The organism is Actinomadura macrotermitis, from assembly GCF_009604375.1.
GTDB lineage: Bacteria > Actinomycetota > Actinomycetes > Streptosporangiales > Streptosporangiaceae > Spirillospora > Spirillospora macrotermitis.
Map to the genome: position 1 here is coordinate 341,846 of NZ_WEGH01000002.1, position 23,013 is coordinate 364,858.

Sequence of the window (23,013 nt, forward strand, 5' to 3'; positions counted from 1 at the left end):
GGGTCGCCGATACCGCTAAAGCCGGTCTAATGCGTGCCCCCGGAGCCGCACCCCTAATGGCGCGCCAGAAATAAGGGGCATGAGTACGGGTGCCGCCGCCGGGTGAAAACCCCCATCATCGAAGCACATGATTTCAAGGAGAGTGCACAGATGAAGAAGGGGATCATTCTCGCGGGCGGGAACGGGACCCGATTACACCCCCTGTCGCTGGTGGGGTCGAAACAACTGGCCCCGGTCTACGACAAACCAATGATCTACTATCCGCTGTCCATGCTGATGCTGGCCGGGATCTCCGACGTCCTGATCATTTCCCGGCCCGCCGAGGTGCCCTTGTTCCGCCGGCTGTTCGGCGACGGCGAGCGCCTCGGGATGTCCATCGGGTACGCCCCCCAGGACGAGCCGCGCGGGATCGCCGACGCCTTCCGGATCGGCGCCGACCACATCGGCGGCGAGGACAACGCGCTCATCCTCGGCGACAACCTCTTCCACGGCGCGAACCTCCCGACGCTCCTGCGGAACAGCGCGCGGAGCCTGCGGGGCTGCGTGCTGTTCGGCCACCATGTCGCCGACCCGCAGCGGTTCGGCGTCGCCGAGGTGGACGAGAAGGGGCGGCTCACCGCGATCGAGGAGAAGCCGGCGGCCCCCCGCTCGAACCTGGCCGTTCCGGGCCTGTACTTCTTCGACGGCGAGGTGGTGGACATCGCCAAGCGGCTCGTCCCCTCCGCCCGCGGCGAACTGGAGATCACCGATGTGCTCGGCGCCTACCTGGCCGAGGACCGCGCCGACCTGGTCCGGCTGGGCCGCGGGGTCACCTGGCTGGACACCGGAACCCACGAGTCGCTGCTGGAGGCGGCCCTGTTCGTCCGCGACGTCCAGCAGCGCCAGGGCACCCGGATCGGGTGCGTCGAGGAGGTCGCCCTGTACATGGGCTTCATCGACGCCGAGCACTGCCACCGGATGGGAGAGGAGATGTCCAATTCGCCGTACGGCCGGTACCTGATGGACTGCGCCCGCTCCTACAGCCGGCCGCCGGCCCTCTGGGAGGACGCGCTGTGAACATCCTGGTCACCGGCGCGGCCGGTTTCATCGGCTCCGCGTATGTGCGCCTGCTGCTCGGCGACGGCCTGGCCGAGGGCCCCGCGGTCACCCGGATCACCGTTCTGGACAAGCTCACCTACGCCGGGACGCTGGACAACCTCGACCTCGCCGACCCGCGGCTGCGGTTCGTCCACGGCGACATCTGCGACGCCGGCCTCGTGGACGCGCTGACCGCCGACGCCGACCAGGTCGTGCACTTCGCCGCCGAGTCCCACGTGGACCGCTCGATCGACTCGGCGGCGGGCTTCGTGCGCACCAATGTGCTGGGCACCCAGACGCTGCTGGACGCGGCGGTACGGCACGAGGTGGAACGCTTCGTGCACGTCTCCACCGACGAGGTGTACGGGTCGGTGGAGACCGGCGCGCGCGCCGAGACCGACCCGCTCGCCCCGAGCTCCCCCTATGCCGCGTCCAAGGCGTCCTCGGACCTGGTGGCCCTGGCCTGCCACCGCACCCACGGCCTGGACGTCCGCGTCACCCGGTGCACCAACAACTACGGGCCGCGGCAGTTCCCCGAGAAGATCATCCCGCTGTTCGTCACCAACCTGCTCGACGGCCGCGAGGTCCCGCTGTACGGCGACGGACGGAACCGGCGCGACTGGCTGCACGTCGACGACCACTGCCTCGGCATCGACCTCGTGCGCGCGCAGGGCCGGCCCGGCGAGATCTACAACCTCGGCGGCGGGACGGAGCTGACGAACCGGCAGCTCACCGATCTGCTGCTGGCCGCCTGCGGCGCCTCGGCCGGCCTCGTCCGGTACGTGGCCGACCGCAAGGGCCACGACCTGCGCTACTCGGTCCGGACCGACAAGGCCCGGATCGAGCTGGGGTACCGGCCCCGGCACGATCTCGAGCGCGGCCTGGCCGAGACCGTCGAGTGGTACCGGGGCAACCGTGCCTGGTGGGAGCCGCTCAAGCGGCGCGGGCCCGGACGCTAGCCGACCCGCGCCGCCAGGGCGTTCAGGCACGTGAGCAGCGTGCGCGCGTGGACGTTGACGTAGTGGCCATGGCGGGCCATCTCGGCGAGCTGGCCGTGCGAGACCCACCGGAAGCCGAACGGCGGCGCCAGCGGCGCCATGGACTCGTCGGCGTCGATCACCATGTACCGGCTCACCGCGTTCAGGAACCGGCCGCCCTCCTCCGACTGGAGCACCGAGTAGCGGACCCGGCCCGCGGGGACGGCGGACACGACATCGAGGAAGGGCGGGTGCTTCTCCGGCGGCAGGTGCGCGTAGTTCGCGGGAATGGTCTGGACGGTCGGGCCGAGCTCCACCGTGTCCAGGAAGCCGGCCTCCGCGCGGGCCCGGACGAGGATGTGCGGCACCCCCTCGATCTCCCGGGTCAGGAAGGCCACCACCCCTTCGCCGCGCGGCTCGAACAGCGGCTGCGTCCACTGCGCCACTTCGCGGTTGCCCGCCTGCACCGCCACCGCGATGACGCTGAAGTACCGTCCCCGCTCGTGATCGATCGACGCCGCGCCGCGTGTCCAGCCCGAGGCGCTCCGCAACGGGATCCGCTCGGTCCGCACGAAGTGCGCCGACCGCATGGCGGCCAGCCAGGACAGCAGTTCGGTGTCGGAGTGCAGAGCGCGGGGCGTGCTGGCGGCGGGCAGGCTCGCCAGGACCGACCGCGAGTCCATGTTGACCAGGTTGTCGTAGCGCAGCAGTTCGGCGATCTGGCCGAGCGTCAGCCAGCGGAAGTCCTCGTGCGGCGGCACGTCGCCGGAAACTTCGACGATCATGTTGCGGTTGCGCTTGCGGTAGAACCAGGAGCCGTGCTCGGACTGCAGGACGTCCGACAGCACCCGGTCGCTCTCCCCCCGGGTGAAGTGCTCCAGATAGCGGACGGCCGCGCCTTGGTGCACCCCCGTGTAGTTGCTGCGGGTCGCCTGCACGGTCGGGGACAGCTGCAGCAGGTTCGGGTTGCCCGGCTCCATCTTGGCCTGCATCAGGAAATGCAGGACGCCGTCGAACTCCTTGGCCACGATGCCGAGGATGCCGATCTCGGGCTGGCCGATGATGGGCTGGTGCCAGCTCGCCGTCGGCGGGTCGCCCATCGCCACCCGCAGGCCCCCGACGGAGAAGAACCGGCCGCTACGGTGCACCAGGTCGCCGGTGTCATCGCGGAAGTACCAGCCGTCCAGGTCGCCGAAGGAGATGCGGTCCACCGCGAAACGGGTGGCGGTGCGGCGCCGGGCGAACCAGGCATGGAAGTCCTCCACGCTCCCCGACATGCCGTGCCGGGCGGCGGCCGACCTGGCCAGCCGGGCGGGCAGCCCCTGGTCGTCGCGCGGCCGGGTCAGCGCGATCTGAGCGGTCATCTCCGTCCCTTCCGACGGCCCGCGAGGCGCGGCGGCGGCGCCACCGCGCGAGACTGAGGAAATGAGCCGCCCAGCAAATCTCGCGAAACAGGTCTCACCTTCACCCGTCACATCATGGGGGATAATTCTAAAGTCCCGCCAATGGCGCCGGCCCGCACGGCAAGCCTATGTATTCAGGGGGCGCCGGGCCGGAAAGCGGGGGTTACCGTGCGGCGTGGAGACCGAATAAATCGAGGATACGGATCCCGATGGCCCGATCCGGCGGCGGTAAGCGGACTTGAAATCCGGCAAGTGCGGGTTCGAATCCCGTCCGGGTACGAAGGGCTATCCGAGCCAGACTCCTTCGAGATCCTTGTGCTGCAGAACCGATTTGAGGTCGAAGCGCCTGACCTTGAGCTTGCGGTAGATCCTGGTCAGATGCTGCTCGACCGTGCTGATCGTGATGGAGAGCTTCTCGGAGATCTCCCGGTTGGTGTGCCCGGCGGCGGCCAGCGCGGCGACCTTGCGCTCCGCGCTGCTGAGTTCGGCCACGATCCGCGCGGGCTGGGGCCGCCGGGGGGCGGGCTCCAGCAGTGCCGCCTGCTCGTCCGCCAGGGCCTTGGCCTTCCCGGGCTTGCCCAGCGACCGGTACGCCTCGGCCGCCCCGGAACGCCACGGCTCCACCGCCGGGAGGTCGATTCCCCAGTCCCGCATCAGCTTCCCGCATGTGGAGAAGTCGGAGAGCGCGGCGTAGGAGCGGCCGGCGGCCAGATGGTAGCGGCCCCGCGCGGCCAGGTAGTGCAGGCCCATCCGGGACCGGAACATCGCCTCGGGCACGGGAATGTCGAGCGACGCCTTCGCCCGCCGCAGATCGCCCATGGCGGTCGCGGCCTGGACCCGGACGGCCAGGGGCAGCCCCACCGCCACGCCCCAGCCCTCCGCGGAGATCAGGCGCAGCGCGGTCTCGGAGTGCGCGTCGGCCTCGGCCAGGCGTCCCTGCCTGAGCGAGATCAGGGCGCGTTGCGCCGACAGGAGCGCGTGCCAGGTGGGGCTGCGCCGCTCCACGGCCTCGGCGAGCAGGGCGTCGCACCAGAAGGACGCCGTGTCCAGCCGGTCGTTGTAGACGAGAACGGCCAGCGCCGCCGTGAGCGGGGCGAGCGTCCGGTGGTTGATCCTGGAACGTTGCAGGATGCCCTCGGCGTCGGCCAGCGCCGAGGGTTCGTTCCCGTGGGCCAGTTCCATCGCGAGGCGGCCGGTGCTCTGCAGGTCGGGGTTCAGCGGCGCCGGGGCGGCGCCCGTGGACGCGCCGCCCAGCGGATCGGCCTTGACCGCTCCCGGATACAGGTACGCCGTCCACAGCCGCGATGTGGCGAGGCCGGCCAGGGTCTCGGCGCTCTCGCCGCCGGCGGGCGGGGCCCCGGCCAGTTCGACGGCCTCTCCCAGGCGTCCGTGCCAGAGCAGGTAGGGCGCCGTCGTGTTGAGGGGGGCGCTGTCCGGCTCCCCGGCGGCGGTGGCGTCGAACTCGTGCAGCCGCCGTAGCACGGTGGCCGGATCGACACGCCATTCGGCATCGATGAGCATGGACACGATCTGCGGGCGCTGTTGTTCGTCGCATAACTCGTAGGCGACGCGCAGGTAGTCGATGCCGGCGCCGACCTCGTCGTGGGACAGGGCGTGTTCCGCGGCCTCGCGGAGGATCGGGACGGCCCAGGCCGCCTCCAGGTGTTCGGCCGCCACGATGTGGTCGGCCACGTCCCGGGCGGGCGCCCCCTTGTCGTGCAGCAGCCGGGCCATGCGCCTGTGCAGGGCCCGGCGCGTGGTGAGCGACCCGCCGAGCACGGCGTTCTGGATGATCCGGTGCCGGAACCGGCCGTCGACCAGGATCTCCGCCGCCGTCAGCGTCGCGACGGCCTGGTGTGCCGTGGCGGCGTCCATGCCGAGCAGGCGGCCCAGTACCGACGCCGGCACGGGCCTGCCCAGCAGGGCGATGGCCCGTGCCAACTCGATGACCGGCGGATCGTACTGGTAGAGCAGCCGCAGCACCGCCCGGCGGAACGACTCCCCGGCCTCGTTCCCCTCCGGGAACACCTGCGGGCCACCGCCGCAGAAATCGTCGATGAGCGCTCGCACCAGCATCGGGTATCCGGCGCTCGCCTCGTGGAACGCCGGGGCCAGATCGTGCGCGGCCTGCTCGTCCAGGTGCGCGGCGAGCATCTGGACGACCCCCGCCTTGGACAAGGGCGCGAGCCGGATCTGCCGGAAGGACGGCTCACGGAGGAACTCGCTTCGCAACAGGGTGTTCGCGGCGTTCGGTCCGGTGCTCTCGGTGAACACGACGTGGAGGCGCTCCGACCGCAGGCGGCGCACCAGGTAGAGCAGGCACTGCAGCGACGGTTCGTCGGCGTGGTGCACGTCGCCCACGGCGATGGCGAGGGGCCGCTGGTCGAGCAGATCGCGCAGCAGCTGCCAGAGCCTGCGCAGGACGCATGCGGGAACCCGCCCGGTGGACGTCGTCCCCCGGGCGGAGAGGCTGCGCGCGGCCAGTTCCAGCCAGTTCGTCGCGTCCTGCGCGCTGGGCGGGTGAAGATCCGGACTGTGGAACAGCTGCTCCAGGACGCCGAACGGGACGTGGCGCTCGCCCTGTGAGGCCACCCCGTACAGGCAGAGGGCCCCGGCCTCCCGGGCCCGCTCTTCGAAGGCTCGCAACAGTGTGGTCTTGCCCGTGGCAATGCCACCGGTTATCACTATTCCCTGGCTACCCGGACCGCGAAACCCCTTCACCATATTTTCGATTTCCGCGAGCTCGCATTCCCTTTCCACCAGATCCATCAGCGAATCCCCCAGACAGTCGGCAGGCACTGTCAAATGATGACATCATGACTGCCATACTGACAACGAGCAGCGTGTCCGCAATTGCTCTCAGTCTGTGATCATCCCGCCCGCGACCTGCCGATTCATCGTGTCGGCGGCGGCGATATGGCCGTTCGGTGATTCTTTCTTGACCCCGGCGGCTTCATTGCCACCGGTTTTACCTAAATTTAATTGGCGGAGTGCCCGATTCACTTTGCCGCGGCACCGGCCTTCCGGTGCACCGGCGGCGCTAGGACGCGGCGCGAAGGTCGAGCCCTTCGTCGGCGGTGAGGATCGCCTGCTGCAGGTCCCGCAGCGCCCGGCACGGCTCGAGCCCCAGCTCCTCCATGAGCAGGCTGCGCGCGGACTGGTACACCCCGAGCGCCTCCGCCTGCCGGCCGGACCGGTAGAGCGCCAGCATGAGCTGCCGGTAGTACGCCTCGCACAGCGGGTTCTCGCCGACCAGCAGCTGCAGCCGCCCGATCACCTCGCGGTGCCGGCCGAGCCGGAGATGGACGTCGGCGAGCAGTTCCAGGCACTCCAGCCGCAGCTCCGTCATCCACGTCACGAAGCCCTCGATGATCGGCCCGCTGCGCAGGTCGCCCAGCACCGGCCCCCGCCACAGGTCCAGTGCCCCTTCCAGGCAGGCCATGGCCTCCTCGTCCCGCCGCTCTCGCATGAGGGCGCGGCCGCGCTCCACCGCCCCCAGGAACAACCGGAAGTCGATCTCGTCGTCGTCCGTGCGCAGCTGATACCCCGAGACCCGGGTGAGCAGCGGGTTCGCCGTCCGGCCCGGCCGGTTGAGGAGCTTGCGCACCTGGGAGATGTAAACGTGCAGGCCCGCTGTCGCACGCCGCGGCGGCACATCGCCCCAGATCTCGGTGATGAGCTGCCCGGGCGCGACCACCTGGTCGCACCGGACGACCAGCGCGGCCAGCACTGTCTGGACCTTCCGCGCGCTGATGGTGAAGGAGTCCTCTCCGTCGAGCACGCGCAAGGGGCCGAGGACTTCGTACATCACGATGTTCTCCTCCTGGTGGGCCGATGCGGGGCACAGTCGTCGTGGACGGCCCTGCCGGCCCCTGCCCGCCGGCCCCCGCCATCGGGTGAACCGGCGCTGGTGAACCGGATGAGATGGTCGCGGGCTGTTCCACGCTGACGCCGCGAACTCGAGGGCCGACCAGAATCTGAAGACGGGCAAATATTTGGGAGCTGCCATTCTGAGCCTCAGGGCAACATCTTCGATGATGCGTTGACACGCCTCGGTTCGGTACCCGTACTTTTACCCTTACCCGTGACTACTCGGGAACAGGGGCATACCCCTTACCCGATGCGCCCCGTCCTCACCTGCCGTCGCAGGCCCTGCCGAGGCGGCGACGCGCCCCTGAGCCGCACCGGCCGCGCCGGACGCCCAAGAAGCGCTTTAGAGGCCGCGTCCACGATGGTCGCGAAACGCGCATGATCCGGCCCCGGCGCCCAGCGCCGATCTGAGGGAGTCATGGAAGAGCACCAGCCTCACGGGAGCACGAAGAACGGGAACTCCACGTCGAAACGGACGGTGCTCGCCGAGCCGCGCGGGTTCTGCGCCGGAGTGGTGCGGGCGATCGCGATGGTCGAGCGGGCGCTCGAGATCCACGGGCCGCCGGTCTACGTGCGAAAGGAGATCGTCCACAACCAGCATGTCGTGGCCGGCCTGCGGCGCCGGGGCGCGCGGTTCGTGGACTCGGAGTCGGACGTGCCGGAGGGCGCCGTCTGCGTCTTCTCCGCGCACGGCGTCTCCCCGCTCGTCCGCGACAACGCCGCCGCCCGCGGCCTCCGGGTGATCGACGCGACCTGCCCGCTGGTGTCGAGGGTCCACCGGCACGCCCGGCGGGGGGCGCGGAACGGGCGGCTGGTGCTGCTCGTCGGGCACGCCGGCCACGAGGAGACCCAGGGCACCCGCGGCGAGGCGCCGGACCGCACGATCGTCATCGAGACCGTGGCCGACGTCGACCGGCTGGACCTGCCCGCCGACACCCCGGTGACCTACCTGACGCAGACCACCCTGTCGGTGGACGAGACGGCCGAGGTGATCGAGCGGATCAGGGCCCGGTTCACCGACGTCGCCGCACCGGGCACCGACACCATCTGCTACGCGAGCCAGAACCGGCAGAACGGCATCAAGTCACTGGCGCGCCGGTGCGAGCTCATCCTCGTCGTGGGGGCGCGCAACTCCAGCAACTCGCTGCGCATGGTGGACGTCGCCCGCGAGGCCGGCGCGCGGGCGCACCTCGTGCCCGACGTCACCGAGTTCGACGAGGCGTGGCTGCGCGGCGTGTCGTCGGTCGGCGTCAGTTCCGGCGCGAGCGTGCCGGACATCCTCGTCGAACGGCTGGTGGACCGCCTCGTCCGGCTCGGCTACGGCGACATCAGCACCGACGTCACCTCGGTGGAGGACGTGGATTTCGCGATGCCGTCGTTCCTGGCGGCCGGCACCGGCCGAACCGGCCCCGCCCTTCGAGACCCCGCCTGAGCGCACGGGAGTGGACTGTGGCTGACATCAGACCCGAACCCGGCCGGGGCAGCGCGACGCCGCTGCTCGACCGCGTTCACCGCCCCGCCGATCTGCGGGCCCTGGACGGGAGCACGCTGACGGCCCTGGCCACGGAGATCCGGGGGTTCCTGATCGCCGAGGTCTCGCGCAGCGGCGGGCATCTCGGCCCCAACCTCGGCACCGTCGAGCTCACCATCGCCCTGCACCGGGTGTTCGAGTCGCCGCGCGACCGGATCCTGTGGGACACCGGGCACCAGTCGTACGCGCACAAGCTGCTGACCGGCCGCAAGGACTTCTCCCGGCTGCGGGCCAAGGGCGGGCTGTCGGGGTACCCCTCGCGCGCCGAATCCGAGCACGACCTCATCGAGAACTCGCATGCCTCCACGGCCCTCGGCTGGGCCGACGGCCTTGCGAAGGCGTACCGGCTGGCCGGCCGGGCCGATCGCAGGGTCGTCGCCATCGTCGGCGACGGCGCGCTGACCGGCGGCATGGCGTGGGAGGGGTTGAACAGCCTCGCGGACCAGAACCTGCGAGTCGTGGTGGTGGTCAACGACAACGGCCGCTCCTACGCCCCGACCCGTGGCGGGCTGGCCCGGCACCTGTCGGCGCGGCGCACCGCGGGCGGTCGCCGGCAGCGGCTGCGCGAGGTCCCGGTGGCCGGTGCGCCGCTCTACCGCGCGCTGCACGCGATGAAGACGAAGATTACGAACATGCGCGCCCCGCAGAGCCTGTTCCAGGGTCTCGGAGTGGAATACCTCGGCCCGGTCGACGGGCACGACATCGCCGCGACCGAGGAGGCCCTGCGGCAGGCCACTCGCCTCGACGGGCCGGTGGTGGTCCACTGCGTCACCCGCAAGGGCAACGGCTTCGCGGCGGCCGAGCAGGACGAGCTGGACCGGATGCACGTCGTCCGGCCGCGGTCCGCGGCCGGCGGCCGGCCCCCGGCGGACTGGACCTCGGTCTTCGCCGACGAGATGGTGCGCATCGGGGCCGAGCGTCCCGACGTGGTGGCCGTCACCGCCGCCATGCTGGAGCCGGTCGGCCTGCAGGCGTTCGCCGAACGGTATCCGGACCGGGTCTTCGACGTCGGCATCGCCGAGCAGCACGCGGTCACGTCGGCGGCGGGCCTGTCCGCGGGCGGCGCGCACCCGGTCGTCGCGCTGTACGCCACGTTCCTCAACCGCGCGTTCGACCAGGTCCTCATGGACGTCGCCCTGCACGGATGCGGTGTCACGTTCGCACTCGACCGGGCGGGGGCCACCGGCTCGGACGGCCCGAGCCACAACGGCATGTGGGACCTGTCGATGCTGCAGCTGGTGCCGACGATGCAGATCGCGGCGCCGCGCGACGGCACCCGGCTGCGCGCCCAGCTGCGCGAGGCGATCGCCGTGGAGGGGCACCCGACGATGGTCCGGTACCCCAAGGGTCCCGTCGCACCCGACATCGAGCCGGTCGCCAGGGCCGGGACCGCCGAGATCCTGGCCCTGCCGGACGGCCCCGGCGATGTCCTCATCGTGGCGGTGGGCCCGATGGCGGCGGCCGCCCTGGGCGCGGCCGGGAGGCTCGCCGCCGAGGGCGTCGCCGTGACCGTCGTGGACCCGTGCTGGGTGAAACCGCTCGACGCCGAACTGCTGAAGCTGGCGGAAGCGCACCGGCTGGTCGTCACCGTGGAGGACAACGGCCGGGTGGCCGGCGCCGGCGCCGCGCTCGCCCAGGCGATGCGCGACGCCGGGATCCACCGGCCGCTGCACCAGGCCGCCCTGCCCCAGGAGTTCCTGGCGCAGGCGGGCCGCGACGAGGTACTGGAGCAGGCGGGCCTGACCGCCCGGGGCATCGCCCGGGACGTGGCGCACGCCCTGGCCCGGCTCCGCGTGACCGATCACGAGGAGGTCGTATGAGCGGCATGGCCTTGGGCATGCCGGCGGTTCCGCCGCCGCGGCTGGCGGCGCGCCGCCGGACCAGGCAGGTCCGGGTCGGCGGCGTACCGGTCGGCGGGGACGCCCCCGTGTCGGTGCAGTCGATGACCACGACCCTCACCGCCGACGTCGACGCGACACTGCGGCAGATCGCGGAGCTGACGGCGGCGGGCTGCCAGATCGTCCGGGTGGCGGTGCCGTCGCAGGACGACGCCGACGCGCTGCCCGACATCGCGCGGCGGTCACAGATCCCGGTGATCGCCGACATCCACTTCCAGCCGAAGTACGTGTTCGCCGCGATCGACGCCGGGTGCGCGGCGGTCCGGGTGAACCCCGGCAACATCAAGAAGTTCGACGACAAGGTCGGCGAGATCGCCCGCGCGGCCATGGACGCGGGCGTCCCGATCCGGATCGGCGTGAACGCCGGCTCGCTCGACAGGCGGCTCCTGGACAAGCACGGCAAGGCCACGGCCGAGGCGCTGGTCGAGTCCGCGCTGTGGGAGTGCTCGCTGTTCGAGGAGCACGGCTTCGGCGACATCAAGATCTCGGTCAAGCACCACGACCCGGTGGTGATGGTGCAGGCGTACCGGCTGCTGGCCGGGCGGTGCGACTACCCGCTGCACCTGGGCGTCACCGAGGCCGGCCCGCGGTTCCAGGGCACGATCAAGTCGGCCACCGCGTTCGGCGCGCTGCTGTCGGAGGGGATCGGCGACACCATCCGGGTGTCGCTGTCGGCGCCTCCGGTCGAGGAGGTCAAGGTCGGCCTGCAGATCCTGGAGTCGTTGAACCTCCGCGAGCGCGGGCTGGAGATCGTGTCCTGCCCGTCCTGCGGGCGCGCGCAGGTGAACGTCTACAAGATGGCGGAGGAGGTCTCCGCCGCCCTGGAGGGCATGGACGTCCCGCTGCGGGTCGCCGTCATGGGCTGCGTGGTGAACGGGCCGGGCGAGGCCCGCGAGGCCGATCTCGGCGTGGCGTCCGGCAACGGCAAGGGCCAGATCTTCGTCCAGGGCGAGATCGTCCGCACCGTCCCCGAGTCGCAGATTCCCGAAACGCTGATCGACGAGGCGCTCAGGCTGGCGGCGCGGATGGGACACGCCGTCCCCGAGGCCTGAGGGCGGCACGGCGTCACCGCCCGTATCGAAGGATCGACTGGAGGAGCGATATGACCGCGTTGAGGCAAGGGGGCCCGGACGGCGCGCAGGCGCTGCTGACCGCACGCCAGACCGAGGTGGTCCGGCTCGCGGCGCTGGGGCTGACCGCGAAGGAGACCGCGCGCCGGCTGGGCATCTCCAAGAACACCGTGGACGAGCACCTGAGCGAGGCCCGGCGGCGCGTCGGGGCCACCACCAAGTCCCACCTCGTCGGCTGGGCGGTCGCCTCCGGGATCGTCCCGGGCTAGCCGGCCCGGCCCCCGACACCGTGGCACCCCCTTACCGGGAAAGCGAGGAGACATGACCGCCGAACACACCGACCGCTCCGGCTACACGACCCCGGCGCCGGTACGCGAACTGTGGCTGCAGACACCGGTGCGCGAGTTCACCACCGAGACCGGGGACAGGCGCTGGCTGGTCACCGGGATGGAGCAGGTGCGCGCCGTCATGGCCGATCCGCGGTTCAGCCGCGCCGAGGCGCGCCGGCTCGGCGCCGCCATCGGCCCGGCGGCCGTCTTCCGCAACACCGGGATCAACGACCTCGACCCGCCCGAGCACACCCGGTTGCGCCGCCTGGTGGCGGGGGCGTTCAGCGCGCGGCGGATCCGCGGCCTCCGGCCCCGGATCCAGCAGATCACCGATGAGCTGATCGCGTCCCTGGTCGCCGCCGGCCCGCCCGCCGACCTGGCCTCCGGGCTGTGCTATCCGCTGCCGGTCACCGTGATCTGCGAGATCCTCGGCGTCCCCGGCGAGGACAGGCAGCGGTTCCGCGGCTGGGCCGATCGCGTGGTGTCCACCGGCGCCTACCCGCCCGAGGAGGCCCTCGGCGCCCTCAAGGCGATGGTCGCCTACATGGCCGAGCTGGTCGACGCCAAGCGCCGCGACCCCGACGAGAGCCTGCTCCAGGACCTGATCACGGCCCGCGACGAGCAGGACCGGCTGAGCGAGGACGAACTGGTGACGCTCGGCTGCGGCCTGCTCCTGGCCGGGGGCGAGTCCACCGCGACCACGCTGGGCAAGGGGCTGGTCGCGCTGATGGACAACCCCGGCCAGCTCGCGCTGCTGCGCGCCGACCCGTCCCTCGTGCCCGCCGCGGTGGACGAGGTGCTGCGGTACACGACGCTGGGAGTCCACCCCTACGGTGGCCACATCCGCGCCACCACGAGCGATGTCGACCTGGACGGGACGACCATTCCCGCGCACTCGGTGGTCCACGCCTGCCTCCCCGCCGCCAACCTGGACCCGAAGGCGTTCCCCGATCCCGAACGGTTCGACGTCACCCGCGAGGGCGCCGCCGACCATGTCGCCTTCGGGTACGCGATGCACCGCTGCCTGGGCGCCCAGCTCGCCAAGCTGGAGCTGGAGGTGGCGATCGGCAGCGTGCTCGCCGCGTTCCCGGGGCTGCGGCTCACCGTGCCCGCCGAGGACGTCCCCTACAAGCACGGCTTTCTCATCACCGGGCTGCGGGCGCTGCCCGTCACCTGGTGAACGGCCCCGACGCGACCGGCAGAGGTAATGATCATGAAGGTTCTGGTGCTGGGCGGAACACGCTACGTGGGACGCGCCATCGTCGACGCGGCGCTGGCACGCGGCGACGAGGTCACCGTCCTCAACCGCGGCATCAGCCGCCCCGCCCCCGGCGGCACCGTCCCCCTGGTCGCCGACCGCACCGACCCGCGGGCGCTGCGGCGCGCGCTCGGCGACCGGGAGTGGGACGCGGCCGTCGACACCTGGATGGGGGCGCCCCGCGTCGTCCGCGACACGTGCGCGCTGCTCACCGGGCGGGTCCGGCACTTCGGGTTCGTCTCCAGCTGGGTGGTGTACGAGCGGCCGCTGCCCCCCGGCGCCGACGAGAGCGCCAAGGTGATCGACGGTGATCCCGGCGACGAGGAGGACGGCTTCTACCCCACCGCCAAGCGCGGCGCCGAGCTCGCCGTGCTGGACGCCTTCGGGGACCGCGCGCTGATCGCCCGCGCCGGGCCGACGCTGGGCCCGGGCGAGGACGTCGGGTCGATGACCTGGTGGATGCGCCGGCTCGAGCGCGGCGGGCGGGTCCTGGCCCCCGGCGAGCCGGGCGACCCGCTGCGGTACGTGGACGTCCGCGACCTCGCGGGCTGGATGCTGGACGCCGCGGGCCGGGGCGTCGGCGGCGTGTTCACCGCCCTGTGCCCGCGCGGGAGGCACACCATGGGCGAGTACCTGGACACGATGCGCCAGGTGACCGGGTCGGGCGCCGAGCTGGTCTGGGTCCCCGACGACGTGGTCGTCGCCGCGGGCATCCGCCCCTATCTCGACATCCCGATGTGGCTCCCGGCGTCCATGCGGGGCGGCATGCACGACATCGACGCCTCCGCCGCCCACCGCGCCGGGCTCGACACCGGCCGTCCGCTGCGCGGCACCCTCGCCGACGGCTGGGCCTGGCTGCGCGGCGAGGGCGAGCCGCCGTGGCAGGACACCCACCGGTGGCTGGACCCGCGCATCGAGCGGCGCGTCCTCGCCCAGGCCGGCCGAGCGGGAGGCGCGCAACCCCGATGAATAGGGGGTGAACCCACGCCCTCCCGCGAAGCAGAATGGCGGCGGGCCCCTGATCGCGGCCCCTGCCCCTGCGAACTTGTTCCTCTTCGAAGGAGGATCCCGGCCCGTGGAGATCAAGGAATTGGCGATAGCGGGCGCATTCCGCATCACCCCAGAGAAGTACCTCGACCGCCGGGGCAGTTTCTTCGAGACGTTCCGGACCGCGGAGGTCGCCCGCCTGACCGGCCTTCCCTTCCGCATCAGCCAGGGCAACATCACGGTCAACCGCCGCGGGACGATCCGCGGCGTGCACGGGACGAGGACCGGTTCCGGGGAGGCCAAGCTGGTCAGCTGCGTGACCGGGGCGGCGCTCGACGTCGTCGTCGATCTGCGCGTGGGGTCGCCCACCTTCGGCGCGTTCGACAGCACGACCCTGACCGAGGAGTCCGGCGAGCTGGTGTTCCTCGCCGAGGGCCTCGGACACGCCTACCACGCGCTCACCGAGGGCGCCCGGATGAGCTACCTGTGCGCGGAGCAGTTCGTCCCGGGCACCCAGATCGACGTGAACCCGCTGGACCCCGAGCTCGCCCTGCCCTGGGCGCTCGAGGAGGAGCCGATCCTCTCCGACAAGGACCGGGCCGCGCCCGGCCTGCGGGAGGCTGCCGCGGCCGGCCTGCTTCCGCGCTACACCGGCCCCTCCGCACGGACATGACCGGCAAGGAAGCGAGGAAGACATGGTGATCTCCGAGTGCCGCATCTGCGGGAACGGTGAGCTGGCCACGATTCTCGACCTGGGGGTCCAGGCGATCACCAGCGTGTTCCCGCGCACGCCCGGCGATCCGGTCCCCCGGGTCCCGCTCGAACTGGTCAAGTGCGGTCCCGGCGGCTGCGGGCTCGTCCAGCTCCGGCACACGACCGACGCCGGGGCGATGTACACCACCGGCTCCTACGGCTACCGCTCGAGCATCCGGCCGTTCATGATCAATCATCTGCACGGCATCGTGAACGGCATCCTCGGCCGTGTCGATCTCGCCCCCGGCGACCTCGTCGTGGACATCGGCAGCAACGACTCGACCCTCCTGCGCGCGTATCCGCGCAACGGGATCGACCTGGTCGGCATCGACCCGACCGGTGAGCAGTTCCGGCCGCTGTACCCGGAGGGGATCGACCTGATCCCCACCTACTTCTCCAGGGAGGCGTTCGCCGCGGAGTTCGGCGACCGCAAGGCCAAGGTGGTCACCTCCATCGCGATGTTCTACGACCTCCCCCGGCCGATGGACGTCATGCGGGACATCCACGACATCCTCGATGACGACGGGGTCTGGGTCTCCGAGCAGAGCTATCTGCCGTCGATGCTCGCCGACAACGCCTACGACGTGGTGTGCCACGAGCACCTGGAGTACTACGCGCTGCGCCAGTTCGAATGGATGGCCGAACGCGTCGGCCTCACCGTCATCGACGCGGAGATCACGCCGGTCTACGGCGGCAGCCTCAATCTGACCATGGCGAAGAAGGGCAGGCGCCACCGCGACGCCTCCCCCGCCGTCGCAGAGCTGCGGAAGCGGGAGGCCGCGCTGGCCCGGGAGGGGCTGCGCCCGTACGAGACGCTCGCGGCGACGGCGATCCGGCAGCGGGCCGCACTGCGGCGGTTCCTCGACGACTCCCGCGCGGCGGGCAAGCTGACGGTCGGCTACGGCGCCTCCACCAAGGGGAACGTCATCCTCCAGTACTGCGGCCTCACACCCGACGACCTGCCCTGCATCGGTGAGGTCAACGCGGACAAGTCCGGGCGCGTGACGCCGGGAACGCACATCCCGATCGTGTCCGAGGAGGACGCGCACGCGCTGCGCCCGGACCAGCTGCTGGTACTGCCATGGACGTTCCGGGACGATTTCCTCTCTCGTGAGCAGCGGTATCTCGCGGGCGGCGGCAAGCTGGTCTTCCCGCTGCCCGAGATGCAGGTCGTGCCCGGGGAGACGGTCCCGGTCTAGGCAAGGAGTGATCGTGGTGCCCTCGTCCAAGGACCGGCCGCTGATCGCGGTGCTCGGCGCGTCCGGGTTCCTCGGCGCCGCGGTCACCGCGGAGCTGGCCGGGCTCCCGGTGCGCCTGCGGCTCGTCTCCCGCGAGCGGCGGCCGCCGCTCGTGGACGCCTCGGCCGAGGTCCGCCTCGCCGACCTCACCGACCCGCAGGCGGTGCGCGCCGCCGTGGACGGCGCGGACGCCGTCGTCCACCTGGCGGCCCACATCCCCGGTGAACGCTCGTGGCGGTCACCGGGGGCCGAGTCCGAGGCACTGGGCGCGGGCCTGCTCGGCACGCTCGTCCGCTCGGTCCGCCCGGCCGGCGCCCGGCCGCCGGTCGTGGTGTTCGCCAGCACCCTCCAGGCGTCCGCCCCGCCGGGGGCACCGCTCAACGACTACGTGCGGCACAAGGCCGCGGCCGAGGAGCTGCTCGTCAAGGCGACCGAGGACGGCGTGGTGCGCGGGATCGTGCTCCGGCCCGCCACGGTCTACGGGTGCGTTCCGCTCACGGGCGCGACGGGGCGCGGCGTCGTCACCGCGATGGCCCGCAAGGCCCTCGCGGGCGAGCCGATCACCATGTGGCACGACGGCACGGTCGAGCGGGACCTGGTGCACGTCACGGATGCGGCGCGCGCCTTCGCCGCCGCGCTGCGCGCCCCCGGGGACCTGGTCGGCGGCCGGTGGCCGGTGGGCACCGGCACGCCCGCGCGGCTCGGCGAGGTGTTCCGCACCCTGGCCGGCCTCGTCGCCGCCCGGACCGGGCGCCCGCCCGTCCCCGTGGTCACCGTGCCGCCTCCGGACTGGGCGGATGCCGCCGACCTCGGAAACCTCCCCGCCGACCCCTCGGCCCTCATCGCGGCCACCGGCTGGCGGCCGCGCGTCCGCCGGGCGGACGGCCTGGCGGGCGTGGTGGACGCCCTCACCCGGTAGCCCGCCGGCTAGGCGGCGCCGGCGAGGGCGGCCAGGCGTGCGGCCACATCGGCGGGGGCGGGCTGGGCCAGGACCTCGGCGCGCAGCTCCACAGCGGCCTCCCGTATCCGGTCGCCGGCCAGGACCGCCGCCACGGCGTCCGCGAGCGCGTCCGGGGTGAGGTCCTGGCGGTCGACGGACAGGCCCGCGCCCGTGGCGGCCAGCCGGTCGCAGCACGTCCGGGTGTCGAGGGTGGCCGTGAGGGCGAGCTGCGGGACGCCGTAGTACGCGGCCGTCATGATCGTGCCGCCGCCGCCGTGGTGCACCACCGCGTCGCAGGACGGCATGATCGCGTTGAGCGGGACGTTCTCGACCACGGTGACGTCCGGGGGCAGGTCCCGGGTCCAGCGCCGGTCGGCGGCGGTGACCGCGACGACGACCTCGGCGCCGTGCTCCCGGAGCGTCCCGACGACCTCGGTGACCGGGAACGCCGCCATGCCCTCGCGGATGGCCAGCAGGGAGCCCCAGGTGACCAGGACCCGCCGCCGTCGCGGAGGCGAGAGGACCGGGGGCGGCAGGACACCGCTCCCGTTGTAGGGGACGAAGCGGATCGGGATCCGCGACGGCGTCGCGGCGATCTGCATGATCTCGAGCCACGGATCGACCGTCGCGACGGCGTTCTCGACCCGGGGTTCGCAGCCGTGCCGCGCGTAGAGCCCGCGCAGCGCCTCGGGCCAGGCCGAGAGGGGGATCCCGCAGCCCGGATAGCCGTACTCGTGGGCGCGCAGCATGTCCGGGCCCCAGAGGTGGTGGACGAGCGGCGCGCCCGCCGCCGCCGCAGCGGGTGCGGCCGCCAGCACCAGCGGGTCGGCGACGACCAGGCCGGGCCGCCAGTCACGGGCGAGGGCGACCAGGTCGTCCGCGGCCTCCGCCGCGAACCGGATCTGGGCGTCGATCATCGCCGCGTGCAGCGGGCCCCCGGGGGCCGCCGGGGCCGCGGCCGGGACGCGCGGCCGGTGCCGCGCGAGTTCGGCGGTCATGTCGAAAGACTCGGCGATGGCGACCATCGGTAGCCCGGAGCCGGGGACGATCGAGGCGCCCCACGGCTGCGCGGCCACGCAGACGTCGTGGCCGGCGGTCCGGCAGGCCCAGATCAGCGGGACCATCGGGAAGTAGTGCGACGGCGCGGAAGCCGGAACGAACAGGACGCGCATCCGATACCCCACTCTTCTTGCCAGCGAACGCGATCGTGAACCCCCACTCTGCCGATCCGGCCCGTCCGCGGGCACCCCCGGCTGATGGGGGTACCGGCCCGCCCGCGTCCGTGTTATCGCCGCCGCGGTGGACGGGCGATTGACACAGTGGGCGCCCGCCCACGATAGTGGGCTGGTGCCCACTATGACACGTGCCCAGCTGAAATCCCTCCTCATCGCGGCGTGCACGGCGGCCACAACGCTGACGGCCACGACCACGGCCACGCCCGCCTCCGCGAGCACGGGCCCGAGCTGCGAGACCTACCGGCTGCCGGTCCGCATCGCCGACCCCGGACAGGCCACCGAGACCATGTCGGGAGAGCTCTGCCGCCCCGCGAACCGCCGCCCCCGCACGGTGCAGCTCCTCGTGCACGGCGGGTACTACAACCACGCCTACTGGGACTTCCCGGTCGGCAACGGCTACTACTCGTACGTCCGCGCCGCGACCTCGGCCGGGTACGCCACGTTCAACGTCGACCTCATCGGCTCGGGCGCCAGCTCCCATCCGCAGAGCGGCCTGGTCACCTCCGAGGCCGGCGCCGTCGCCCTGCACGACGCCATCACCGCGCTGCGCGCGGGCACCCTCGACGGGCATGGCTTCGGCAAGGTGATCTGGGTGGGGCACGCACTCGGCTCGTACTACGCGTGGAGCGAGATCCCCCGGTACGGCGACGTGGACGCGGCGATCCTGACCAGCGCGCTGCACGGCTTCAACCTCGACCACGCCAAGACCGGGGCGGCGAACGCCTACCCGGCTCCCGACGACCCCAAGTTCGCCGGCTCCGGGCTGGACCGGGGGTACATCACCACCAGGCCGGACACGCGCGGCGCCATGTTCTACTATCCGCCCTCGGCCGACCCGGCGGTGGTGGCCAAGGACGAGGAGCTCAAGGACGTCTACCCGTCCGCGGCGATCGTCCCGCCGAAGATCCCGTACGGGATCCGGGTGCCGGTGCTCCTCGTCGGCGGCGCGCAGGACTGGCTGACCTGCCAGGGAGTCACCGTCTACGACTGCGACGACCCCGAGAGCGTGCGGGCCTACGAGTCGCAGTTCTACCTGCCCGAGGCGAAGCCCAAGGTGGTCATGGTCCCGGCGACCGGTCACGTCATGGCGCTGGCGAGGACGGCCCCGCTGACCGACTCCATCATGCTCGACTGGGCCAGGGGCACCGTGGCACCGAAGTGACCGGCGACGAAGACGACACGAAGGCGGGGCCTTTCTGCAGTGGACACCAGAGTCGTGCTCGAGGCGCTTTCCCTGTCGGTCTCGGCAGGCGTCCCGACCCTGTTGTGGGGCAGCCCCGGAACCGGCAAGACGTCCGCGGTGAAGGCCCTCGCGGAATCGCTGGGCTGGCCGGTCGAAGTGGTCATCGGATCCCTTCGCGAACCCAGCGACTTCGCCGGGCTCCCCGTCGTCTCCGAAGGGGCCGTCCGGCTCGCGCCGCCCGCCTGGGCGCAGCGGCTCGCCACCACCGGGCACGGGCTGCTGTTCCTGGACGAACTGACCACCGCTCCGCCCGCGGTGCAGGCCGCGATGCTGCGCGTGGTGCTGGAACGCGTGGTCGGCGATGTCCCGCTGCCCGCCGGCGTGCGCGTGGTCGCCGCGGCCAACCCGCCTGAGGAGGCGGCCGACGGCTGGGAGCTGGCCCCGCCGCTCGCCAACCGCCTCGTGCACCTCAACTGGCCGGTGAACGCCGAACGGATCGCCCGCGGCCTGGCCGCCGGGTTCGCACGCCCCTCGCTGGCCGGCTTCGAGCGCCCCGCCACCGCCCGGCAGGACCTCACGGCACGGGCCACGGTGTCGGCCTTCCTCCAGGTGCGTCCCGCTCTCGTCTTGCAGGTGCCCAAGGGCCCGGCGGCGGGGCAGGGATGGCCGAGCCCCCGTTCCTGGGAGTTCACCGCGACACTGCTGGCCGCGTGCGCGGCCACCGAGGCGGGACCCGATGTGCGCGCGGCCCTGGTCACGGGTGCGGTCGGCGAGGGGGCCGCGCTGGAGTTCCTGTCCTGGCTGGAGAACCTCGACCTGCCCGACCCGGCGGCCGTCCTCGCCGACCCCGCCTCCTTCGAGCTGCCCCGCCGCAGCGACCGCGCGTTCGCCGTGCTCACCTCGGTCGCGGCGGTGGCCGTGGCGGCGGACGACAAGGACACCTGGGAAGCGGGGTGGAAAGTGGTCGCCAAGGCCGCCCGGGCGGCGCCGGACGTGGCGACGCTGGCGGCGCGCACCCTGGCCGCCCGGCGCCCGGCGGGCGCGCGGATCCCGGCGGCGCTGCTGGAACTGACCCCCATCCTGCGCGCCGCGGGCCTGATCGAATAGCACCGGAGCGAACCCGAGCCATATGTCTGGTCTGCCTCTCGACGAACTGCCGCCCGGCCTCCTGCGCAAGTGGGCCGCGGCGCGGGTGTGGGCCGCCCACCGGGCGCCCTACCTGGCCAGCGCGCTGCTGACGCTGGACCCGGTCGTCGTGCCCGACACCGAGATCACCGGCGGAGGCGCCGCGCTGCGCAGGTTCCCCGCCGACGTCGGCTGGCATCTCCACATCAGCCCGGCCGAACTCGAACGGCAGAGCGTGCCGCGCATCGGGTTCTGGGTCCTGCACCAGCTCGCCCACCTGCTGCGCGAGCACGCCGCGCAGTACCCGGGCGCCGCCGCCCCGGACGCCGCCCCGGGCGCCGGCCGCACCCCGGATCAGCGGAGGTGGAACGTCGCCGCCGACGCCGAGATCTACGACGACCTCTCCATCGGCTGGCTGGAACCGCCCGCGGATCCGCCCCCGCCCCACGCCCTCGCCCTGCCGGCCGGCCGGCTCGCCCGACGGTACTGGGAACTGCTCCGCGAACGCGCCGAACCCATCGACCCGGCGGTGACGGCGGGCGACTGCGGCAACGGCTGCGACGGGCAGCCGCGCCCCTGGAACTGCGACTGGCCCCCGCTGTCTCGCACCAGCGCCCGGCTCACCGCGCTGGAGACCGCCCGGCGCGTCCGCGAGCATCTGCGCACCCGCGAGGACGTGCCCGGCGGCTGGCGGCGCTGGGCCGACGAGATCCTGCAGCCCACCGTCAACTGGCGGCGGCAGCTGGCGACGCAGATCCGCCGCAGCATCGCCCACACGGCCGGCCGCGTCGACTTCACCTACCGCAGGCCGTCACGGCGGGCCGCGAGTTCGCCCGGCGCCGTGCTGCCCAGCCTGCACCAGCCGCTACCGGTGGTCACCGTGCTCATCGACACCTCCGGCTCGATGAGCGACGAGATGCTGGGCCGGTGCCTGGCCGAGGTCGACGGGGTGCTGCGGGCCGCCGGCGTCGGCCGCGACCGGCTCACCGTCATCTCCGTGGACGCGCAGGCCTACCAGGCGCAGACCCCACGCCGGCTCGCCGACCTGCGGCTCGGCGGCGGCGGGGGCACCGACATCCGCGCGGGCATCGACGCGGCGCTGGCGCGCAGGCCCGTGCCCGACCTCATCATCGCGCTCACCGACGGCCACACCCCCTGGCCGGACGACCCGCCGCCGCGGACCCGGGTCGTGGCCGGCCTGCTGGACCCGGCGGGGCAGACCCCCGGCTGGGCGACGACCGTTGTGATCAGCGACGAGAGACCGAGGACAGTGTGATGGCACACGACAAGGGACCGTCCGGCGAGTTCGATCCGGCCGCCTACACCGCCATGGGCTTCTCCGCCGAGGAGGGCCGGGCCTGGTGGGGATGGCGCATCGCCCCGCGCCGGGCCGCGTCCTGGCGCGCCGCCCGGGTGACCAGCCCGCTCGCCGCGGCCCAGTGGGAGACGGCCCGCGTCACCCCGGAGACGGTCGCGCGGTGGCGGGCGGCGGGGATCACGGCGGCCGAGGCGATCGGCTGGCACGAGTTCGGGCTGGACCTCGAGTCCGCGATCGCCTACCGGGCGCAGGGCCACACCCCGGCCCAGGCGTACGAGGTGAGCTGCGGCCGCGAGCCGAGGCCGGCCGGGGAGGACGAGGACCGGTCCCCTGACGCGTTCCTCGGCCTGATGGCGTTCAACGCCTCCGAGGTCCAGCAGGAGACCGACCGTTTCATCAAGCGGGCGAGCGGCGCGACCGGCGTCACCATGTACACCTACCTCCAGGCCGAGTGGGTGGACGACGAGGCGGTCGCCTGGGTGCGCTGCGACATCGATGCCGCGACCGCCCGGACCTGGAAGGACCTGGGCCTGCGTCCGGCGGAGGCCCGCCGCTTCATCCAGCGCGGCCTCAGCCCGATGGCCGTCGCACGCGAGTGGTGGCAGGCGGGCATCCCGTTCGAGGAGGCGGCGTCCTGGATCGGCGCCGGGCTGACCCCTCGGGAGGCGGTCGAGCAGCGCGAGCGCGGCATCACCGCCGAGCAGGCCGAGACCCTGCGCGTCCTGCGCGACGGGGACGACGCCTAACACACGCGTCGCGGCCGGGAAACCCCCGGCAAATCGGGATTTCAAGGACGGCCGGCATCCGGAAAAGTGATTCCT

At 72.6% G+C, this 23,013-nt stretch carries 19 protein-coding genes; 15 read left to right on the top strand and 4 right to left on the bottom strand.

Annotated features, from left to right (window positions below):
- The first annotated feature begins 150 nt into the window (after positions 1-150).
- Both rfbA and rfbB read left to right on the top strand, forming a co-directional pair.
- Positions 151-1,056 carry a glucose-1-phosphate thymidylyltransferase RfbA gene (rfbA, locus tag ACRB68_RS13370; RefSeq protein WP_153532825.1) on the top strand — a complete coding sequence of 302 codons (906 nt, stop codon included), beginning with the start codon at positions 151-153 and terminating at the stop codon, positions 1,054-1,056.
- The gene (gene rfbB / locus ACRB68_RS13375; RefSeq protein WP_328594150.1) at positions 1,053-2,036 is read left to right on the top strand and encodes a dTDP-glucose 4,6-dehydratase; all 984 of its coding nucleotides are present in this window, start codon (positions 1,053-1,055) and stop codon (positions 2,034-2,036) included. The genes rfbA and rfbB overlap by 4 nt, the downstream gene beginning before the upstream one ends.
- Here the strand turns inward: rfbB and ACRB68_RS13380 are convergent.
- The 3 genes from ACRB68_RS13380 to ACRB68_RS13390 form a co-directional block, all read right to left on the bottom strand.
- Entirely contained in the window at positions 2,033-3,418 is a 1,386-nt protein-coding gene (locus ACRB68_RS13380) for an NDP-hexose 2,3-dehydratase family protein (protein ID WP_153532826.1), read from the bottom strand. The genes rfbB and ACRB68_RS13380 overlap by 4 nt on opposite strands.
- 324 nt (positions 3,419-3,742) lie before the next feature.
- Positions 3,743-6,226: a helix-turn-helix transcriptional regulator gene (locus tag ACRB68_RS13385; protein ID WP_153532827.1), complete on the bottom strand. Its 2,484-nt coding sequence runs from the start codon at positions 6,224-6,226 to the stop codon at positions 3,743-3,745.
- A 271-nt stretch (positions 6,227-6,497) separates the two neighbouring features.
- Positions 6,498-7,265, bottom strand: a complete 768-nt coding sequence (locus ACRB68_RS13390) for an AfsR/SARP family transcriptional regulator (protein ID WP_153534763.1) — start codon at positions 7,263-7,265, stop codon at positions 6,498-6,500.
- Positions 7,266-7,745: 480 nt separating this feature from the next.
- On the opposite strand from ACRB68_RS13390, the gene ispH reads away from it, so the two are divergent.
- The 9 genes from ispH (at position 7,746) to ACRB68_RS13435 (ending at position 17,310) form a co-directional block, all read left to right on the top strand.
- Positions 7,746-8,759 (top strand): 4-hydroxy-3-methylbut-2-enyl diphosphate reductase, encoded by a 1,014-nt coding sequence (gene ispH / locus ACRB68_RS13395; protein ID WP_153532828.1) that lies wholly within the window; start codon positions 7,746-7,748, stop codon positions 8,757-8,759.
- 62 nt (positions 8,760-8,821) lie between these two features.
- On the top strand, positions 8,822-10,678 hold the full coding sequence (gene dxs, locus ACRB68_RS13400; RefSeq protein WP_153534765.1) for a 1-deoxy-D-xylulose-5-phosphate synthase: 1,857 nt from the start codon (positions 8,822-8,824) through the stop codon (positions 10,676-10,678).
- Positions 10,675-11,808: a flavodoxin-dependent (E)-4-hydroxy-3-methylbut-2-enyl-diphosphate synthase gene (gene ispG, locus ACRB68_RS13405; protein ID WP_153532829.1), complete on the top strand. Its 1,134-nt coding sequence runs from the start codon at positions 10,675-10,677 to the stop codon at positions 11,806-11,808. Before dxs ends, ispG begins: the two co-directional genes overlap by 4 nt.
- Before the next feature lie 50 nt (positions 11,809-11,858).
- Positions 11,859-12,095 (top strand): response regulator transcription factor, encoded by a 237-nt coding sequence (locus ACRB68_RS13410; protein WP_153532830.1) that lies wholly within the window; start codon positions 11,859-11,861, stop codon positions 12,093-12,095.
- A 52-nt stretch (positions 12,096-12,147) separates the two neighbouring features.
- Complete coding sequence (locus ACRB68_RS13415) at positions 12,148-13,335, top strand: cytochrome P450 (RefSeq protein ID WP_153532831.1); 1,188 nt, start codon at positions 12,148-12,150, stop codon at positions 13,333-13,335.
- Between the two features lie 33 nt (positions 13,336-13,368).
- Positions 13,369-14,382 (top strand): NAD-dependent epimerase/dehydratase family protein, encoded by a 1,014-nt coding sequence (locus ACRB68_RS13420; RefSeq protein ID WP_153532832.1) that lies wholly within the window; start codon positions 13,369-13,371, stop codon positions 14,380-14,382.
- Positions 14,383-14,488: 106 nt separating this feature from the next.
- The gene (locus tag ACRB68_RS13425; RefSeq protein WP_328594152.1) at positions 14,489-15,073 is read left to right on the top strand and encodes a dTDP-4-dehydrorhamnose 3,5-epimerase family protein; all 585 of its coding nucleotides are present in this window, start codon (positions 14,489-14,491) and stop codon (positions 15,071-15,073) included.
- Between the two features lie 22 nt (positions 15,074-15,095).
- Positions 15,096-16,352, top strand: coding sequence for a class I SAM-dependent methyltransferase (locus tag ACRB68_RS13430; protein WP_153532833.1), 1,257 nt, complete (start codon positions 15,096-15,098; stop codon positions 16,350-16,352).
- A gap of 13 nt (positions 16,353-16,365) precedes the next feature.
- Positions 16,366-17,310 carry an NAD-dependent epimerase/dehydratase family protein gene (locus ACRB68_RS13435; protein ID WP_328594153.1) on the top strand — a complete coding sequence of 315 codons (945 nt, stop codon included), beginning with the start codon at positions 16,366-16,368 and terminating at the stop codon, positions 17,308-17,310.
- Between the two features lie 8 nt (positions 17,311-17,318).
- On the opposite strand, the gene ACRB68_RS13440 is transcribed toward ACRB68_RS13435, so the two are convergent.
- Positions 17,319-18,503, bottom strand: a complete 1,185-nt coding sequence (locus ACRB68_RS13440; RefSeq protein WP_153532834.1) for a nucleotide disphospho-sugar-binding domain-containing protein — start codon at positions 18,501-18,503, stop codon at positions 17,319-17,321.
- A 184-nt stretch (positions 18,504-18,687) separates the two neighbouring features.
- Between ACRB68_RS13440 and ACRB68_RS13445 the strand changes: the two genes are divergently transcribed.
- Genes ACRB68_RS13445 through ACRB68_RS41215 form a run of 4 tightly spaced genes read left to right on the top strand, consistent with a single transcriptional unit; the run spans position 18,688 to position 22,938 of the window.
- On the top strand, positions 18,688-19,728 hold the full coding sequence (locus ACRB68_RS13445; RefSeq protein ID WP_235959533.1) for an alpha/beta fold hydrolase: 1,041 nt from the start codon (positions 18,688-18,690) through the stop codon (positions 19,726-19,728).
- A 39-nt stretch (positions 19,729-19,767) separates the two neighbouring features.
- The gene (locus tag ACRB68_RS13450; RefSeq protein ID WP_328594154.1) at positions 19,768-20,856 is read left to right on the top strand and encodes an AAA family ATPase; all 1,089 of its coding nucleotides are present in this window, start codon (positions 19,768-19,770) and stop codon (positions 20,854-20,856) included.
- A gap of 22 nt (positions 20,857-20,878) precedes the next feature.
- The gene (locus tag ACRB68_RS13455) at positions 20,879-22,150 is read left to right on the top strand and encodes a vWA domain-containing protein (protein ID WP_235959374.1); all 1,272 of its coding nucleotides are present in this window, start codon (positions 20,879-20,881) and stop codon (positions 22,148-22,150) included.
- Positions 22,150-22,938, top strand: coding sequence for a hypothetical protein (locus ACRB68_RS41215; protein ID WP_235959376.1), 789 nt, complete (start codon positions 22,150-22,152; stop codon positions 22,936-22,938). Before ACRB68_RS13455 ends, ACRB68_RS41215 begins: the two co-directional genes overlap by 1 nt.
- Positions 22,939-23,013: the final 75 nt, after the last annotated feature.

What these genes read in the sequence shown, in the direction of transcription:
- rfbA (WP_153532825.1), top strand. Translation starts at nt 151, where the DNA reads ATGAAGAAGGGGATCATTCTCGCGGGCGGGAACGGGACCCGATTACAC.
- ACRB68_RS13380 (WP_153532826.1), bottom strand. Translation starts at nt 3,418, where the DNA reads ATGACCGCTCAGATCGCGCTGACCCGGCCGCGCGACGACCAGGGGCTG.
- ACRB68_RS13385 (WP_153532827.1), bottom strand. Translation starts at nt 6,226, where the DNA reads ATGGATCTGGTGGAAAGGGAATGCGAGCTCGCGGAAATCGAAAATATG.
- ACRB68_RS13390 (WP_153534763.1), bottom strand. Translation starts at nt 7,265, where the DNA reads ATGTACGAAGTCCTCGGCCCCTTGCGCGTGCTCGACGGAGAGGACTCC.
- ispH (WP_153532828.1), top strand. Translation starts at nt 7,746, where the DNA reads ATGGAAGAGCACCAGCCTCACGGGAGCACGAAGAACGGGAACTCCACG.
- ispG (WP_153532829.1), top strand. Translation starts at nt 10,675, where the DNA reads ATGAGCGGCATGGCCTTGGGCATGCCGGCGGTTCCGCCGCCGCGGCTG.
- ACRB68_RS13410 (WP_153532830.1), top strand. Translation starts at nt 11,859, where the DNA reads ATGACCGCGTTGAGGCAAGGGGGCCCGGACGGCGCGCAGGCGCTGCTG.
- ACRB68_RS13415 (WP_153532831.1), top strand. Translation starts at nt 12,148, where the DNA reads ATGACCGCCGAACACACCGACCGCTCCGGCTACACGACCCCGGCGCCG.
- ACRB68_RS13420 (WP_153532832.1), top strand. Translation starts at nt 13,369, where the DNA reads ATGAAGGTTCTGGTGCTGGGCGGAACACGCTACGTGGGACGCGCCATC.
- ACRB68_RS13430 (WP_153532833.1), top strand. Translation starts at nt 15,096, where the DNA reads ATGGTGATCTCCGAGTGCCGCATCTGCGGGAACGGTGAGCTGGCCACG.
- ACRB68_RS13440 (WP_153532834.1), bottom strand. Translation starts at nt 18,503, where the DNA reads ATGCGCGTCCTGTTCGTTCCGGCTTCCGCGCCGTCGCACTACTTCCCG.
- ACRB68_RS13445 (WP_235959533.1), top strand. Translation starts at nt 18,688, where the DNA reads ATGACACGTGCCCAGCTGAAATCCCTCCTCATCGCGGCGTGCACGGCG.
- ACRB68_RS13455 (WP_235959374.1), top strand. Translation starts at nt 20,879, where the DNA reads ATGTCTGGTCTGCCTCTCGACGAACTGCCGCCCGGCCTCCTGCGCAAG.
- ACRB68_RS41215 (WP_235959376.1), top strand. Translation starts at nt 22,150, where the DNA reads ATGGCACACGACAAGGGACCGTCCGGCGAGTTCGATCCGGCCGCCTAC.